Origin of the sequence: Streptomyces shinuiensis (assembly GCF_043660855.1) — a bacterium.
Lineage (GTDB): Bacteria > Actinomycetota > Actinomycetes > Streptomycetales > Streptomycetaceae > Streptomyces.
Genome location: NZ_JBIHML010000001.1, coordinates 3,964,943 through 3,979,128, shown reverse-complemented (window position 1 = coordinate 3,979,128; position 14,186 = coordinate 3,964,943). Strand labels below are relative to the sequence as shown.

At 74.5% G+C, this 14,186-nt stretch carries 10 protein-coding genes; 5 read left to right on the top strand and 5 right to left on the bottom strand.

Going from position 1 to position 14,186, the window contains the following annotated elements:
* Window positions 1-39: 39 nt before the first annotated feature.
* Window positions 40-273 (bottom strand): hypothetical protein, encoded by a 234-nt coding sequence (locus tag ACGRHY_RS18075; RefSeq protein ID WP_394636357.1) that lies wholly within the window; start codon window positions 271-273, stop codon window positions 40-42.
* Window positions 274-483: 210 nt separating this feature from the next.
* On the opposite strand from ACGRHY_RS18075, the gene ACGRHY_RS18070 reads away from it, so the two are divergent.
* The 4 genes from ACGRHY_RS18070 to ACGRHY_RS18055 all read left to right on the top strand — a co-directional run bounded on the left by ACGRHY_RS18070 (window position 484) and on the right by ACGRHY_RS18055 (window position 4,441).
* Window positions 484-657, top strand: coding sequence for a helix-turn-helix domain-containing protein (locus ACGRHY_RS18070; RefSeq protein WP_394636356.1), 174 nt, complete (start codon window positions 484-486; stop codon window positions 655-657).
* Window positions 658-768: 111 nt separating this feature from the next.
* A complete protein-coding gene (locus ACGRHY_RS18065) occupies window positions 769-990 on the top strand; it encodes a DUF397 domain-containing protein (protein WP_394636355.1) in 222 nt (73 codons plus the stop codon).
* A gap of 422 nt (window positions 991-1,412) precedes the next feature.
* The gene (locus ACGRHY_RS18060) at window positions 1,413-3,128 is read left to right on the top strand and encodes an SPFH domain-containing protein (RefSeq protein WP_394636354.1); all 1,716 of its coding nucleotides are present in this window, start codon (window positions 1,413-1,415) and stop codon (window positions 3,126-3,128) included.
* On the top strand, window positions 3,125-4,441 hold the full coding sequence (locus ACGRHY_RS18055; protein WP_394636353.1) for an SPFH domain-containing protein: 1,317 nt from the start codon (window positions 3,125-3,127) through the stop codon (window positions 4,439-4,441). Before ACGRHY_RS18060 ends, ACGRHY_RS18055 begins: the two co-directional genes overlap by 4 nt.
* A 51-nt stretch (window positions 4,442-4,492) precedes the next feature.
* Here ACGRHY_RS18055 and ACGRHY_RS18050 read toward each other — a convergent pair whose 3' ends face one another.
* Window positions 4,493-4,981, bottom strand: coding sequence for an XRE family transcriptional regulator (locus ACGRHY_RS18050; RefSeq protein ID WP_394636352.1), 489 nt, complete (start codon window positions 4,979-4,981; stop codon window positions 4,493-4,495).
* Window positions 4,982-5,195: 214 nt separating this feature from the next.
* Between ACGRHY_RS18050 and ACGRHY_RS18045 the strand changes: the two genes are divergently transcribed.
* Complete coding sequence (locus ACGRHY_RS18045) at window positions 5,196-6,335, top strand: GGDEF domain-containing protein (protein ID WP_394636351.1); 1,140 nt, start codon at window positions 5,196-5,198, stop codon at window positions 6,333-6,335.
* A gap of 182 nt (window positions 6,336-6,517) precedes the next feature.
* Here ACGRHY_RS18045 and ACGRHY_RS18040 read toward each other — a convergent pair whose 3' ends face one another.
* The 3 genes from ACGRHY_RS18040 to ACGRHY_RS18030 form a co-directional block, all read right to left on the bottom strand.
* Complete coding sequence (locus ACGRHY_RS18040; protein WP_394636350.1) at window positions 6,518-6,919, bottom strand: helix-turn-helix domain-containing protein; 402 nt, start codon at window positions 6,917-6,919, stop codon at window positions 6,518-6,520.
* An 11-nt stretch (window positions 6,920-6,930) separates the two neighbouring features.
* Window positions 6,931-11,943, bottom strand: a complete 5,013-nt coding sequence (locus ACGRHY_RS18035; protein ID WP_394638105.1) for a DNA repair ATPase — start codon at window positions 11,941-11,943, stop codon at window positions 6,931-6,933.
* Window positions 11,944-12,063: 120 nt separating this feature from the next.
* Window positions 12,064-14,118, bottom strand: coding sequence for a flotillin family protein (locus ACGRHY_RS18030; RefSeq protein ID WP_394636349.1), 2,055 nt, complete (start codon window positions 14,116-14,118; stop codon window positions 12,064-12,066).
* Window positions 14,119-14,186 lie beyond the last annotated feature (68 nt).

Genomic DNA, 14,186 nt, shown 5'->3' with positions numbered 1-14,186 from the left:
GCTTCCAGGCCGTACTGCTCCTCGACGTCCACCGCCTCGTCACCCCAGTGGAGCTCCTTCAGCAGCGGGAGGATCTGGTGCTTCCAGACCCGGTCCAGTCCCTTGGGTGCGGTGTGGACGGCCGGCCGGCCGCATCAGGTAGGAGGGACCGATCCGGAAGTCGCGGTCCTCCGGTTCCGCCTGCTCGATACGCCCGTTGAGGGCGTCGAGCAGCAGCGCCGCGTCCCGGGGAGGACTCTTCTTCTTCAGCCAGTCGGCGAGGACGGTGTCCACCGGCGGTGGGGTGCATGGGGGTCGTCTCCTCGTGGTCGGGCAGTGGCGGGCGTGCGCCGCACGGCGCGTTGCCGGGCGGCGTGACTGCCGCCCACCAGCAGCATCGACCGATCAGAAAAATTTCCCCATGAGGTAGAAACTTTTCTACCCAGACGAGTGACTTCCCTGGCGAGAAGTTCGGCCCGAGCCCCGGCCTGCCAGACTCCGGCCATGCCCAACTCCCCTCTGACTCCGACGATCCGCCGCCGACGCCTGGGGGCAGCCCTCCGGCGCCTCCGCACCGACGCGGGCATGACCCTCGAAGCGGCTGCCACGACCATGGGCTGGAAGAGTCCGAAACTCTCGAAGATCGAGAACGCCACCCAGGCCATCGGCATACGCTGAGGGCGACGAAGCGACGCCCTTCGCCAAAGCTTTCGACCGCATCCGCGCGACGGCCCTGTCCGTGGGGGACTCGCTCGCGAGGATCGCCGAACTGGAAGAAGGGCACCGGAAGTGAATGATCCGAAGGCGGAGCTCTACACGTACGACCTGACGGAAGCCATATGGCGGAAGGCGTCCGCCAGCGGTCCCGAGCACAACTGCGTGGAGGTCACCAATCTCCCCGGCGGCGGCAAGGCCGTACACGACTCCAAGCGGCCCGACACCGCTCCCCTGCGCTACACCGCCTCCGAGTGGGAGGCGTTCCGGCAGGGGGTCATCGCCGGAGAGCTGTGACCGGCGACAACTCCCTGACGGGCGGGCGTCAGTTCCAGAAGCCGAGCTGCTCGTCCACTCCTACGTCCCCGACGCCGAACAGTGCGTCTCCCGGTTCGAGCGAGTCATCCGCGTCCTCCGAGGCGCCGGAGCCGTCGGGGGGAGGCGGCTCCGGGGCCTGCCGGATGAGCGGGCCGGCGCCCGGCTCATGGCGGCGTCCCTGGCCGGGCGCAGGGGCCGGCCGGGCATCGACGTACTCCTCCAGCACCCAGTGGCGCGGCGGTGGCGGCGGCTCCGGAGGGCCCGGAAGGTCCCGTCCGGGTCACGATCGGCCCCCGGCACCGCCCGCGGCGGGCGGCGTGTTGTGAGATGAGGGTGGAACACCCGTACGGGACGAATACGACCGGAGACGGCGAAGGGCAGACGTGGCACGAACCCAGGACATGCGCAGAATCGCACAGTCGGTGGCCCAGGGAGCCGATCCTCGGGCCGTCGCCGAGGAGGAGCTGCGCCGGCGACGGCGCGGCGGTGACGGAAGCGGCGGAGGCGGAGGCGGCCGGGACGGCGGGACCGCCGAAGGTGGCGCCCCCTCCCAGCAGGACGGCATCGACCCCGCCGACTTCCCCGCCGCACGGGACCAGGGCGGCGGCTCCATCGCCACCGTCATGACGCAGCGAACCGTTCCGCTGGCGGAGGCCGGTGAGGCGCTCAACCGCAGCGAGCAGCGTCGCGAGGACGGCGTGCCGGTGCACGCCATCTGCCCGATGGTGCTCCCGCGCGGGCGCTCCCTGCTGAGCATGCTGCCGGTGCTCATGCTGCTGGTGGTGGGCGTGGTGGGTTCCTCGGTGGTGTCCGCCGCCGGCGGCAGCGCGCTGGCCAACCCCCTGTTCGGCCTCCACTACTGGGTGCTGTCGGTGTCGGCCGTGGCCTTCGTGTGGTGGCGGCAGGGCATGGTGATGGTGCCGGACGGCTGCCAGGCGCTGATCACCCGCTTCGGGAAGCTGGAGCAGGTGGTCGGCCCCGGCCGGGTGATCCTGCTGAACCCGTGGAAGCGGGTGTCGTACATCCTCAACACCACCCGCGAGTACCCGTTCAACGCGCCGGTGCGCGAGGCCCCCACCCGCAGCGGGGTGAAGGCCTCGATCGACCTGTTCATCCAGTTCCGGATCAACGACCCGGTGGAGTTCGTCTACACCCTCGGCGCGGTCCGCGGCTTCGAGGAGAAGCTGAGCAACGCCGTCAGCGAGACCATCCGCAGCCTGATCTACGAGCAGGAGGCAGCCGGGATCTACGACATGGTCGGCGAGGACACCGGCCGGCTCCTGGAGCAGCTCAACCAGCAGTTCCAGCCGGCGGTGGAGCTGACCAACGCCAACATCACGCACGCCGAGCCCTCCGACCGCAACTACCGCATGGACCTGGCCGCCCCGGAGATGGTGCGGGTCGCCAAGGAGGCCTACACCCACGAGTACGCGCTCCAGCTCCGCAAGGAGCAGGACGAGGGCGACCTCACCAAGGAGCTGGCCGGTCTCCAGGAGACGTTCTCCGCGATCCAGGCGGAGATCGCCCAGTACCAGGCCCAGATGGACACCGCCGTCGAGCGGGAGACCAACCGGGCCCAGGCGCTGGCCCGGCAGCGCTACGTGCAGGCCGAGTCGGAGGCGAAGGCCAACGCCGCGCTGCTGGAGGCACAGGCCCTGGACATCCGCGCGGTGACCGCCGCCGAGGCCCCGGAGATCCTGGAGTACCGCTACCGGCAGCAGATGCTCGACACCCTGGAGCAGGTGGCCGACCACCTGCCGCAGCTGGTGCGGGTCGGCGGCGCGGAGGACTCCGACGGCACGGCCGGGGTCGACTTCCTCCGGCTGGCCCGGGAGATGATCGGCGAGCACGGTACGGAGCTGTTCACGGAGGACGACATGGCCGCCGTCCGCACCAGGCTGCGGGAGGTCTCCGAGCGCATCGAACAGCGCCAGGAGGAGATCCGCGCCCTGCTGGAGGAGGAGCGGCCGACCGTGCCGGCCGGGGGCGCGGCGGTTTCCGGAGGCGGGGAGGCCGCGAACCCCGCGGTGCCCGGCGGGGGGCCCGGATCACCCGAAGTACCTGAAGCCCCCGCAGTGCCCGCAGCGTCCGACGACACCGAGGAGGCCGCGCAGTGAGCGCCGTGTCCACCGCCCGCAGGTCGGTCATCTCCGAGGCCGTGGCCCCCTGGAGCGAGATCGCCCAGCTGCTGCGCGGCGGCGAGGCGGGCACCCTGGTCCCGGTCATCATCCCCCGCCACCGCCGCCGGCTGTGGTGGCTGCTGCCGCTGTGGTCCGGGGTGTTCGCGCTGCTGACCGGCGTACTGCTGTCCGCGGGTGACTCCGACGGGCTGACCGGCGCCGCCCGTGACTCCCTGGCCGCGCTCTCCTACGTCCTGGGCGTGCTCGCGCTGCTGGTCGGGGGGCTGTGGTGGTGGCGCTCCTCGATCGTGGAGATCGAGCAGGGCACCAGCGGGGTCCTGACCCGCTACGGCGCGGTCACCCGCACCCTGGACCCCGGCCGCCACTACCTGTGGCACCCGTGGTCGCGGGTGGAGTTCGTGGTGGACACCGCCACCGAGATCCCCTACTCGGCCCCGGTGATGGCCTGCCCGACCCAGGAGAACGTGCCGCTGCGGTCGATCGAGTTCTTCCTGAAGTTCCGCATCACCGACGCGGTGCTGTTCGTGCGGACCATCGGCGCGGGCAACTTCGACCTGGTGCTCTCCAGCGCGGTGCAGGACGCCATCCGGCAGCGGGCGCGCAGGATGCGGACCGAACGGGCCTACGACCTGCGCGGCTCGGACGTGGCCGACATGCAGGAGCTGCTCAACCGCCAGCTCTCCCGCTACGGGGTGCGCATCACCGGCTGCAACATCCCCGACGTGCAGCTCCCGGCCCAGTACCAGCAGCATCTGGCCACCCGTGAGCGGGTCGCCAAGGAGCGCGCCGCGTACGACCAGGAGTGGGGCCTGACCCGCAAGCGCCGCATCGACAGCCTCCAGATGGACATCGAGCGGGCGAAGAAGGTGCGCGACGCGCGCATCGTCGAGGTGAAGGCCGCCCTGAACCGGGCGCGCGAGGAGGTGGCCCAACTCCTGGAGGAGCAGGAGACCAACGCGCAGCGGGTGCGGTTCGAGATCGAGACCCGCGGGCGCAGCGGCCTGATCGCCGCCGAGAACGAGGCCCGCGCCCAGCGCCGGCTGGCCCAGGCGTACCGCGACAACCGGGCGGTCCTCCAGTACGAACTGGCCCGCCGCCGCCTGGAGGTCGGCGCGGCCCTGGCCTGCAGCGCGCCGCGGCCGGTCGTGGTGCGCACCGACGGCGCCGGGGGCGGCGACACCTCGGCGCTGTCCACGCTCCTGACGGCCCAGTTGCTGCCGCGGCTGGCCGCCCTGCCGCCGGCGGACCCGGCGCCGCGGCCCACCGGCGCGGCGGACGGCGAAGGCTGAGCCCCGTCCCCGTCCGCCCGGCCCCTCCCGGCCGGGCGGACGGGGACGCGGTCAGCGCTCCGCGGGCCGGCCGTCCGGTGACGGGGCGCCGGGGGACGGCCGCTCCTCCTGCGTGGTGCGGGCGCCGGGCTCGCTCTCCAGGACGTGCTCGACGATCCTCGTCACGGCGGCGAGCCCCTCGGGGGACAGCTCCAGGGCTCGCAGGGCGAGCTTTCTGACGCCCATGTTGTGGGCTACTTTGGCGAGTTCTATCTCCGCGTCGGTCCGGGCCGCGGCCCGCTCGTCCAGGAAGTAGGAGGCGGGAACGCCGAAGAAGCGGGCCAGGGCCGTCAGGAGCTCGGTGGAGGGGTTCTTCTTGGTGCCCTTGCGCAGCGCCGACAGATAGGCGCCGCCCACCCGGACACCGGGCTCCGCGCGCTTGACGGCGGTGGCGACCTCCTCGTTGGTGTACCTGCGGCCCTTGGGGCCCTCCGGGCGGACGGTGTCGAAGAGCCGGTCGAGTCTCTCCGCCAGCATCCGATCCCCGCGGGTGTCGGACACCGCATCCACCTCCACCGCACCGGAACCGACCAGGAGTCGTCACCGCATCATAACTCCTACTGACCGGGAGGGAGTTGACAGCCCGGTCATTCAGAAGCCTAAACTCACTCATCGCATTCGCTCAACTACCAGTTGAGTTGAAAAGTAAACGGTTCAACCGCAGGTTCACCACTGCCCATGCGCCGGACCGCACGACCGGGGGAGAAGGGGATCGATGAGTACTGCGCCGAGGACGACCGAGGAGCACGCGCCGTCCCCCTCGTGCTGTCCGGGAGGCGGCCATCGCCCCCTGACCGATGACCTCACCGGATTGCTGGTGAGGAGGGCCTGGGAGATCAGGGCCTCCCAGGCCCTCGCCTCCGCCCGCCGGCGGCACAGGCCGCTCGCGCTGCTGATGGGCGACCTCGACCGCTTCAAGGCCGTCAACGACACCTACGGCCACCTCGCGGGGGACGCCGTGCTGCGCGCCGCGGCGGACGTGCTGCGCCGCGTCGGAGGCGCTGTCGGGGACGCGGTCTGCGGGCGCTACGGGGGCCACGCGGGCGACGAGTTCCTGGCCCTGCTGCCCGGCGCCGGCGCCGAGGAGGCGATGGCCGCGGCCCGGCTCGTCCAGCAGGGCGTGCGGGAGATGTCCGTGCCGGCCCCGGTCAGCCGCGGCACCACCGTGACCATCACCGGGCAGACCGTCTCGCTCGGCGTCGCCGTCTGGGATCCGGCCGACCCCGCCCCGGGCGGGCTGTCCGATCTGCTGCTGGACTCCGACGTGGCGCTGCGGGAGGTCAAGCGCACGGGAGGCGGCCGCATCCGGCTGGCCGGCGCCCCCGGCACGCCCGACCCGCGCCCGGCGCCCCTCCTGCCCGGCCCCTTCCACGCGATACCGCCCGCCGTCCGGCCGAGCTGGCTGCCGTACGGGGGGACGCACCGCGCCGTGCCCGCCGGCACCTGGTGGGACGCGGTACGGATGCCGGGGCGCACGGGGCTGCTGGTGCTCGACGCGCTGCTGCGCCACGGCGACCGGCCGCCCGGCCCGGTCATCGCCGACCTGCCCGGAGAGGCCGGCGGGCCGGGCGGAGCGCCGGAGGGGGGCTGGGAGCGGTCGCGGATGTACTTCCTCATCCCGCCCAGAGCCGCCGAGCGCTGGGAGCTGCCCGGCGCCCGTGTGCTGGGCCGCGGCTCCTACGTCGTCGTGCCGGACGCCGCCAGCGTCCGCCCGCCGGGTCTGCACTGGATCGTGCCCCCGGCCGCCGATCGCCGGCTGACCAGCATCCGCGCGCTGCGCGCGGCGCTGGAGACGGCGGAGGCCGTCGAGGCGGCCGAGGCGGCCGAGGGCACCGCGCCGGCCCCCTGCGCGTAGGCCCGGGGACCCCGGGGGGAGCGGGCCGCGCGAGCCGTACGGAGTGTGCCCGGCGTACGGGGCTCGCTGCTCCGGCTCCCGGGCGGGCGTGGCCTCCGGCGCCTCCCGGCTGTCGGTCATACCGGCACTCTAGGAGCGTCTCCCCGCGCCTGTCCCGGCCTTCGCGCCACTCTGCGCGATCGTCATATGCCGTTGCGTGCCGGTCCGGACCCCGGGCGGGGCAGATTCCGGGAGGAAGGCTCCGCGAGGACGGGCGCCGTCAGTGGTTCGAACCCCAGGTGTGGCTCGCCGCCGTCGAAGGTGAGCGCGAAGGAGGCGTCCAGGGCTCTCGCCAGCCGGGTGAGCACCGCCAGGGTCGGCATGCCTCCGCCCAGCTCCAGCCTGGAGACCTGCGGCTGGCTCATGCCCGCCCGGCAGGCCAGCTCCGACTGGGAGATGCCCAGCGCCCTGCGGCGTCCGTACACGGCCCGGCCCAGGTCTTCGGAGACCCTCGCCTTCTCCCGGGCACGGTCCGCCTCGTCGTGGACGTACTCCGCGCCGGTCCACCGGGCGCGGGCGGCCCCGCGCCGGCGCCGGCTCCTCACCGCGCCGCCCCTCACCGCGCGCCCCCTCCCGCCGCCTCCGGGACCGCCCCCGGGGCGGCCTCCGCACCGGCGGCACCAGCGGCGGCGCCGCGGGCCCGGAACGCCTCCCTGACCTCCCGCCACCGCCGCTCCCGCTCCCGCGTCATGCGGCCGCGCAGTTCGGCGAGTTTGAGCAGGTTCGCCTCGGCGTCCGCCGACAGCGTGCGGGCCTCGGCCGTGTAGTGGTCGTCGATCAGCGCCTCGACCTCCTCGTCCGTCATCACCGGCGCCAGGCGCCCGGCCAGCTTCCCCGTGTCGCGGTAGGAGCCCTGGAGGCGGAACGGCGGTTCGGTGCGGGCCGCCTCGTCGCCGGAGGCGGAGGCGATGTAGGCGGCGTTGACCGCCAGCACCGTGCGCCGCACCCGCAGCAGCCCGCGCAGCACGCCCAGCACCTGCTCCAGCTCGGCGGGCGCGTACGGGTGGGACAGGCGGTCGGGGCGGGCCGAAGGGTCTCCGGCGGCCAGCCTCACCAGCAGCCCGGTGTCGGCGCGCTCGCGCGAGGCCAGGGGCGCCAGCACCGGGTTGGCGGTGAGGGAGTTCTCGATGTGGCTGAACGCGAACAGCTCCTCCCGGCCGGACAGGACGTCGCCCAGGTTCCACACGTCCGCGCGGTTGGCGAGCATGTCCGGGACGCGGAAGCGGGCGCCGGACTCGGTGAAGGGGTTGCCCGTCATGCACACCGCGAACCGCTTGCCGCGCAGGTCGTACGTGGCCGGCCGGCCGTCGGAGAACCGCACTCCGTCCAGGCGTCGCTGGGCGTCGCACAGCGGGATGAAGCGCTGGAGCAGCTCCGGCGAGGTGTGCTGGACGTCGTCGAGGTGGAGCAGGACGTCGCTGCCCGTCTCCAGCGCGAAGTTGATCTTCTCGACCTCGCGCCGCGCGGTGGCGTCCGGTGCGGCGGCCGGGTCCAGGGAGGTGGTGCGGTGGCCCAGCGCCGGGCCGTCGACGCGGACGAAGGCCAGGCCCAGGCGGGCGGCGACGTACTCCATCAGCGTCGTCTTGCCGTAGCCGGGCGGGGAGAGCAGCAGGAGCAGGCCCTGGCTGTCGGTGCGGCGGTCCTCCCCCGCCGTTCCGAGCTGTTTGGCGAAGTTGTCGCCGATCAGCGGCAGGTAGACCTCGTCGATGAGGCGGTTGCGGACGAACGCGGGCAGCACGCGCGGCACGTACGCGTCCAGCCGCAGCCGCTCGCGCTCGGCGTCCAGCAGTTCGGCGCGGCGGCGGGTGTAGGCGCGGTGGGCCGGGACGCGGACGCCGCGGAACTCCTCGGTGCGGGCGAGGAACTCGTCCAGGCGCAGCGGCAGGGCGCCGCCGCTGATCCGCGGGTGGGTGCCCAGCAGCCCGGTGACGACGGCGGTCAGCGGTGCGTCCACGTCCCGGTGCTCCAGCGCCTCGCCGCACAGGGCGACGGCGACGGCCTCGGGCAGGTCGGGGGGCGCCGCGTCGGCGCCCGGCCCGGCGTCCCGCCCGGCGTCCGGCCCGCCGCCGTGCCCGTCCCGGGCCGCGGACTCGGCGTACGCACCCAGCCATGCCGCCGCGAGCTGGTGGCGGGCCGCCAGCCGCCCCGGCTCCCCCGGCGTTCCGCCGCCGAGCGCCCGCAGGTCCTCGGCGAACTCCTCGGCCGGGGCCGACCGAGCACCGCCCAGCGAGGCGTGGAAGCCGTCCAGCAGGGCGCGGGCGGCGGGGCCGACTGCGAACCGGCCGCCGCTGAAGGCCAGTTCCTCGGCCAGATACGTCCCCACCGCGGCCGGGCGCGGCGGCGCCGGCAGCCCGGCGCGGTTCAGGAACTCCTGGACCGCGCCGCCCAGTTCGGCGGCGAGCGGCTCCAGTACGCCGCGCGCGCCGAAGGCGGCGCGGGCGCGGGTCAGGGACTGGGCTCGCACCGTCCAGGCGTCGCGTGCCGGGCCGTCCGCGCCGTACGCCCAGAAAAGCTGCGCCGCGGCCCGCACCCGGGGGGTGAAGCGCAGCAGGCCGGCCCCGGCCCTCAGCCGCAGCGCCCGCGCGAGGATCGCGGCGGCGTCGTGGTCGTGGACGCCCCGGTCGTACCCCTCGTCGTACGCGGTCCCGGCCGCCCGGCGCACCAGCGGCAGCAGGCTCTCGGCGTCCGCGTCGCCCGCCCCGGCCGCCCCGGCCGCGTCGTGCGGCAGGTCCGCCAGCACGGCGGCCGCCAGGTGCTCGGCGCGGTAGACGCACGGCGACTCCGAGACCAGCGGCTGGTCCCAGAACTCGCGGGTGGCCGCGAAGTCCGCGCCACGCACGGCGGCACGGTAGCCGGTGCCGGAGACCGCGAAGGCAAGCCCGTCGCCGTGCGGGACCAGCGTCACCTCCAGCGGCCGTGTGCTCACCGCGAAGCGGTGGCGGCCCAGCCGCACGGTGCCCCGGCCCCCGCCGTCGCCGGCGCCCAGCTCCACGCGGTCGCGCAGGGCGCGGTCCGCCTCCTGCCGGGCCGCCGCCAGGGAGGCGGTCAGCTCCTCGGCGCGCGCGGTGTCGCCCAGGGCACGCAGTTCCCCGGCGGTGGCCCGGATCCGGGCGACCAGCGGGTCGGCGGCGAAGTGGGCGGCCACCTCCTCGGCGGAGGCGAGGGAGGCGCAGCGACGCGCGACGGTCTCCAGCACGCGCGCGGCGGACACCGCCAGGCGCTCGGCGCGCCGTGCGCGCTCGTCGAGCTGGGCCTGGCGGCGGGCGGCGAAGGTCTCGCGGATCTCCTCGCGCCGCTCGGCCAGGCGGGCGAAGAAGTCCTCGTGGGCGCCGAAGCGGGCCTGGAGGTCCTCCAGGCGCACCAGCAGCCGCCCGAGCTGCTCGTCGCACTCGTCGGGGGTGGTGGCGGCGGCCAGCGCGCCGGTGACCGCCTGGCCCAGCAGGGCCGTCTCGGCCGCGAACTCCGCCCGCCCCTCGGCCTCCAGCAGCTCCCGGCGCCGGCCCTCCAGTACGGCGCGGGCGCGGTTGACGGCGGCCGTGGCCTCGCCGATCCGCTCCAGCACGGCCGTGCGCACGGTGGCGTCGCCGACCTCCAGGGAGCCGATCACCTCGGTGACGGCGCCGAGTCCGTCGGCGTGGCCGGCGATCCGCTCGCCCAGCGTGTCGGCCTCGGCGGCCGTGGGAGCGGCGGCGGCGAGGTCGGCCAGTTCGGCCACGACCGCGCCCACGCCGTCGAAGGCGTCCGCGCGGGCGAGGTCGGCCGCCGCCCGGCGGCCGGTGGCGGCCAGCGCCTCGTCCAGCTCCGCGCCGAGTGCGCCGATCCGGCCGGGGTCGGCGTGGCGCAGCTCGCGCAGGGTCTCCACCGGGCCCCGGGCGCGGCGCAGTTCGGCCAGGAGGGCGACCCAGCCGGCCGCCTCGCCGGGTGCCTCGCCCCGGGCGCGGCGCACCAGCGCGGTGGTGCGCGCGGCCGTCTCCTCCACGGCCTTCGAGGCCCTCTCGCGCAGCTCGGCCACCCGTGCGTACTCGGCGACGGCCTGCCCGGCGGCCTCGCGCAGCGTCCGCAGCGGCGAGCCGAGCCCTTCCAGCTCCTCGGCCAGGCCGGGCGCGTCCAGCCAGTGGTGGCGGTCGGCGGCGCGGGCGCAGGCGGCGGTGACCGCCTCCAGGGCGGCCGCCGCGGGCAGTGCGCCGCCCGTACCCCGCGCCGTCCGTCCGGTCACCCCCTCGGCCAGCCGTACGACGGACAGGCAGTCGGAGATGCCGCGCACCAGCTCGGCGTTGCCGACTCGGGTCAGCGGCCCGTCCCCGGCGGGGCCGGTGGCGCGGGAGTGAAGGGCGTACGGGGTGTTCCACAGCCGCACGGGGTGTGCCGCCGTCTCCTCCCCGCCGGGCGTCTCCCCGAGCACGGCCAGGGTGCCGTCGTCGAAGAGGGCGTGGCCCGGGGCGGGGATCGGGGCGGCGGCCTCCTTGCGGATGAGGTTGTACGGCAGCAGCAGGGAGCGGCCCCGGGCGGGTGCGTGGAAGACGTACAGCACGTCCTCGCCGTTGGGCGAGCGCACCTCCGCCTCGAACTCCATCCCCTCGGTGTCCGCCTCGAAGGTGCGGGCGGCCGAGCCGGCGGGGGCGTCGGCGAGGTAGCAGCCGCCGGGGAAGACGACGCCCTGGTCGTCGGGGAGGCGGCGGCACGCCTGCCCGATGCCGTCCAGCCGCAGCACCTCGCGGGTGCGGGTGTTGAAGACCAGATGGCGGTGGGCGGTCTCGTTGTACGGCAGGACGCGCAGCAGGACGAGCGGGCCGACGCGGGCGTGGGCGATCTCGGCGTCGGCCAGGGCCTGCAGGGAGTCCTCGACGGGCTCGCTGTGGACGCCCCCGGCGGTCTCGGTGTCGTTGTCGGTCTTGACGGTGAGGAAGCCGCCGACGGTCGAGACGTACAGCGTCCCGCCGTCGACCGCCACGTGCGGGTGGCGTCCGGTGACGTGGTCCTCGCGGGCGGCCGGTGTCCACAGAACGTCCCGGGCGGAACTGACCGTGCCGGTGGAGCCGGCCGTGCGGGCCGGGTGTTCCAGGTGGTCGCGCTCGCCCTTGGCGTCGAGGTAGGCGACGGCGCCGCCGTCCTCGGCGCGCCAGCGCAGGACGCGGATGTCGGTGGCCCGCTCTCCGACGGAGAAGACGGCCAGCAGCAGCGGTCCGGTGCGGCGCAGCCGCAGCAGCCGGGCGTGGCGGTAGTAGCGGAACAGTTCCCCGGCGTCGCGGTGGAGGCGCGGGTCGTCGAGCAGGCCGGGCACGGCGTCCGGACCGGCGGGCTCGAAGGCGGGCGGGCCGCCGTCCCTCACGCGCAGGCGGTGGAGGGTGAGCACGTCGGCGACCGACTCCGGCCGTCCGTGCCCGGCGGGCGGGTTGGCGCCCAGCAGCAGCGCCCCGCCGACGGCCGCCGCGTCGCACGGCACCCGGGGCCGCCCGGTGTCCAGCCGGGCGGCCCCGGCCAGTTCCAGTCCGGCGCCGCCGAAGGCCTCGACACGGCGGTCGTTGAGGACCCGCGCCCGGGCCGCGAGATCCGCCGCCGCGGCCGCCATCCGGTCCCGCAGCACCTCGTGGGCGCCCGCGTCCGGCCCCGCGTCCGGCGTCCGGCGTGCCTCGGTTGCCACGTGCCCTCAACTCCTCGCTCGCTCAAGGTCCTTCGTAAGGTGTGCGGGTCAGCGGCCCGCGGGTGCGCCGTTCGCGGCGGCGTGTGTGCGGTCCGCCGCGCCGCCGGCCAGGGCCGACAGCGGCAGGTCGGCGACGCCCGAGCCGCGTACCGCCTCCAGCAGGGAGGCCAGCTTCGGTGCGTCGGGGCCGCCGCCCGCGGCCAGCCTCGCCAGCAGGCCGGCCAGGGTCATGTCGCGCAGCCCCGCGGCGCCGAGCCCGGCGGTCACGGCGGTCAGGTCGTGCGTGAACGCCGAGTTCTCCTTGTCGAGCCAGGGGCCCGCCATGGCCCGGACAGTCTCGCTGCGGTTGACGAAGCCGTCGACGCTCCGGCCGGCGGCGATGGAACCCACCAGCTTGTCGAAGAAGACCGAGTCCCCGCCGACGATGTCGATGTTGGCGTTCTCCAGGCCGGTGGCGATCAGGGTCGCCTGGGATTCGGCGATCTGCCGCTGGACGTCGATGCCCGCGATGCGGATCTCCTTCTCCGCCTCCAGCCGCAGGCGGTACTCCTCGTGCTCCCGGCCCGCCTCGTCCAGCCGGGCCATGGCGCCGGCCTTCTCGGTCAGCCCCTCGGCCTCGGCCTTCAGCTTCTCGCGCAGCCCGTCGGCCTGGGCCAGGGCCAGCTCGCGCTCGGCCTCGGCCTCGGCGTGGCGGGTCCTGGCGATGGCGTCGGCCATCCGCTCCCGGACGTCGGCCTCGGCGAGTCCGGCCGCGGCGGCCTCGGCCTTCCTGCCCTCGGCCAGGCGTACGGCGGCGGCCGCGTCCATCTCGGCGGCCTTGCGGCGCGCCTCGGCCATCGTCAGCTCCTCGGCGGCCCGGTGTCCGGCGGCCTGCTCGGCGGCCTCGGCCGCCTTGATGTCCTTGACCAGCCGCTCCTGCGCCTGGGCCTCGGCGGCGATGATCAGGGCCTGGCGCTCGCGCTCGGCCTCCTCGACGGTGCGCAGCTTCTTGATCTCCTCCTCCTGCTGCGCGACGGTCTTCTCCACCGCGATCCGCTCGCGGATCACGTCGGCGATGTCCCGCTTCTCGGCCTCGACCTCCTTGTCGGCGGCGATCCGGCGCAGCTGGGTCTCGCGTTCGCGGGCGATGACCTCCAGCAGGCGGTCCTTCTCGATGCGCTCGTTCTCGATGGCCACGACCCGGTCGCGGTTGAGCTTGGCGACGGCGATCTCGCGCTCGCGGTTCTCGTTCTGGATGCCGAGGGCCTCCTCGGTCTTCAGATGCGCGGTGTGGGCGCGCAGCCGCTCCTCGGCCTGGACGCGGGCGGTCTCGGCCTCCTCACGGGCGCGCACGGTCTCTATCTCGCGCTGCTGGCGGATCTCGGCGTCGGTCTGGCGGCGCTCGAGTTCGAGGACGGCCTCGCGTGCCTCGACGTTCTGCCGGGTGATCTCCTTCTCCTCGCTGCGCTGGAACTCGTTGGTGCGCACGTGCTCGACGGCCGTCAGCTCGGTGATCTTGCGGATGCCCTGGGCGTCGAGGATGTTGTTCCCGTCGAGCTGTCTGAGCGGGGTCTGCTCCAGGTAGTCGATCGCCGCGTCCTCCAGGCTGTAGCCGTTGAGGTCGGTGCCGATGACGGCGATGATCCGGTCGCGGAACTCGTCGCGCTTGGTGTAGAGGTCGGCGAAGTCGAGCTGCTTGCCGACGGTCTTGAGCGCCTCGGAGAACTTGGCGTTGAACAGCTCCTGGAGGGTGGTCCGGTCGCTGGCCCGCTCGGTGCCGATGGCCTGGGCGACCTTGATGACGTCCTCGACGGTCTTGTTGACGCGGACGAAGAACGAGATGCGGATGTCGGCGCGGATGTTGTCCCGGCAGATCAGTCCCTCGCCGCCGGTGCGGGCGATCTCGATGGTCTTCACCGAGATGTCCATCACCTCGGCCCGGTGCAGCACGGGCAGCACCACGGCGCCGGTGAAGGTCACGTCGACCTTGCGCATCTTGGAGACGATCAGCGCCTTGCCCTGTTCGACCTTGCGGAACAGGCGGCTGACCACGATCAGCAGGGCGATGCCCATGAGCAGGAACACGGCGATGAGCACGCCGAGGCCCGTGGAGATGACGTCCATGGCGGTGGGTCCCTTGTGAGGTCGTGTGCTTGAGGTCTGGTGGACGGGCCGGCGGCGGGCGCGCGGGG

What these genes read in the sequence shown, in the direction of transcription:
- ACGRHY_RS18070 (WP_394636356.1), top strand. Translation starts at nt 484, where the DNA reads ATGCCCAACTCCCCTCTGACTCCGACGATCCGCCGCCGACGCCTGGGG.
- ACGRHY_RS18060 (WP_394636354.1), top strand. Translation starts at nt 1,413, where the DNA reads ATGCGCAGAATCGCACAGTCGGTGGCCCAGGGAGCCGATCCTCGGGCC.
- ACGRHY_RS18045 (WP_394636351.1), top strand. Translation starts at nt 5,196, where the DNA reads ATGAGTACTGCGCCGAGGACGACCGAGGAGCACGCGCCGTCCCCCTCG.
- ACGRHY_RS18035 (WP_394638105.1), bottom strand. Translation starts at nt 11,943, where the DNA reads ATGGCGGCCGCGGCGGCGGATCTCGCGGCCCGGGCGCGGGTCCTCAAC.
- ACGRHY_RS18030 (WP_394636349.1), bottom strand. Translation starts at nt 14,118, where the DNA reads ATGGACGTCATCTCCACGGGCCTCGGCGTGCTCATCGCCGTGTTCCTG.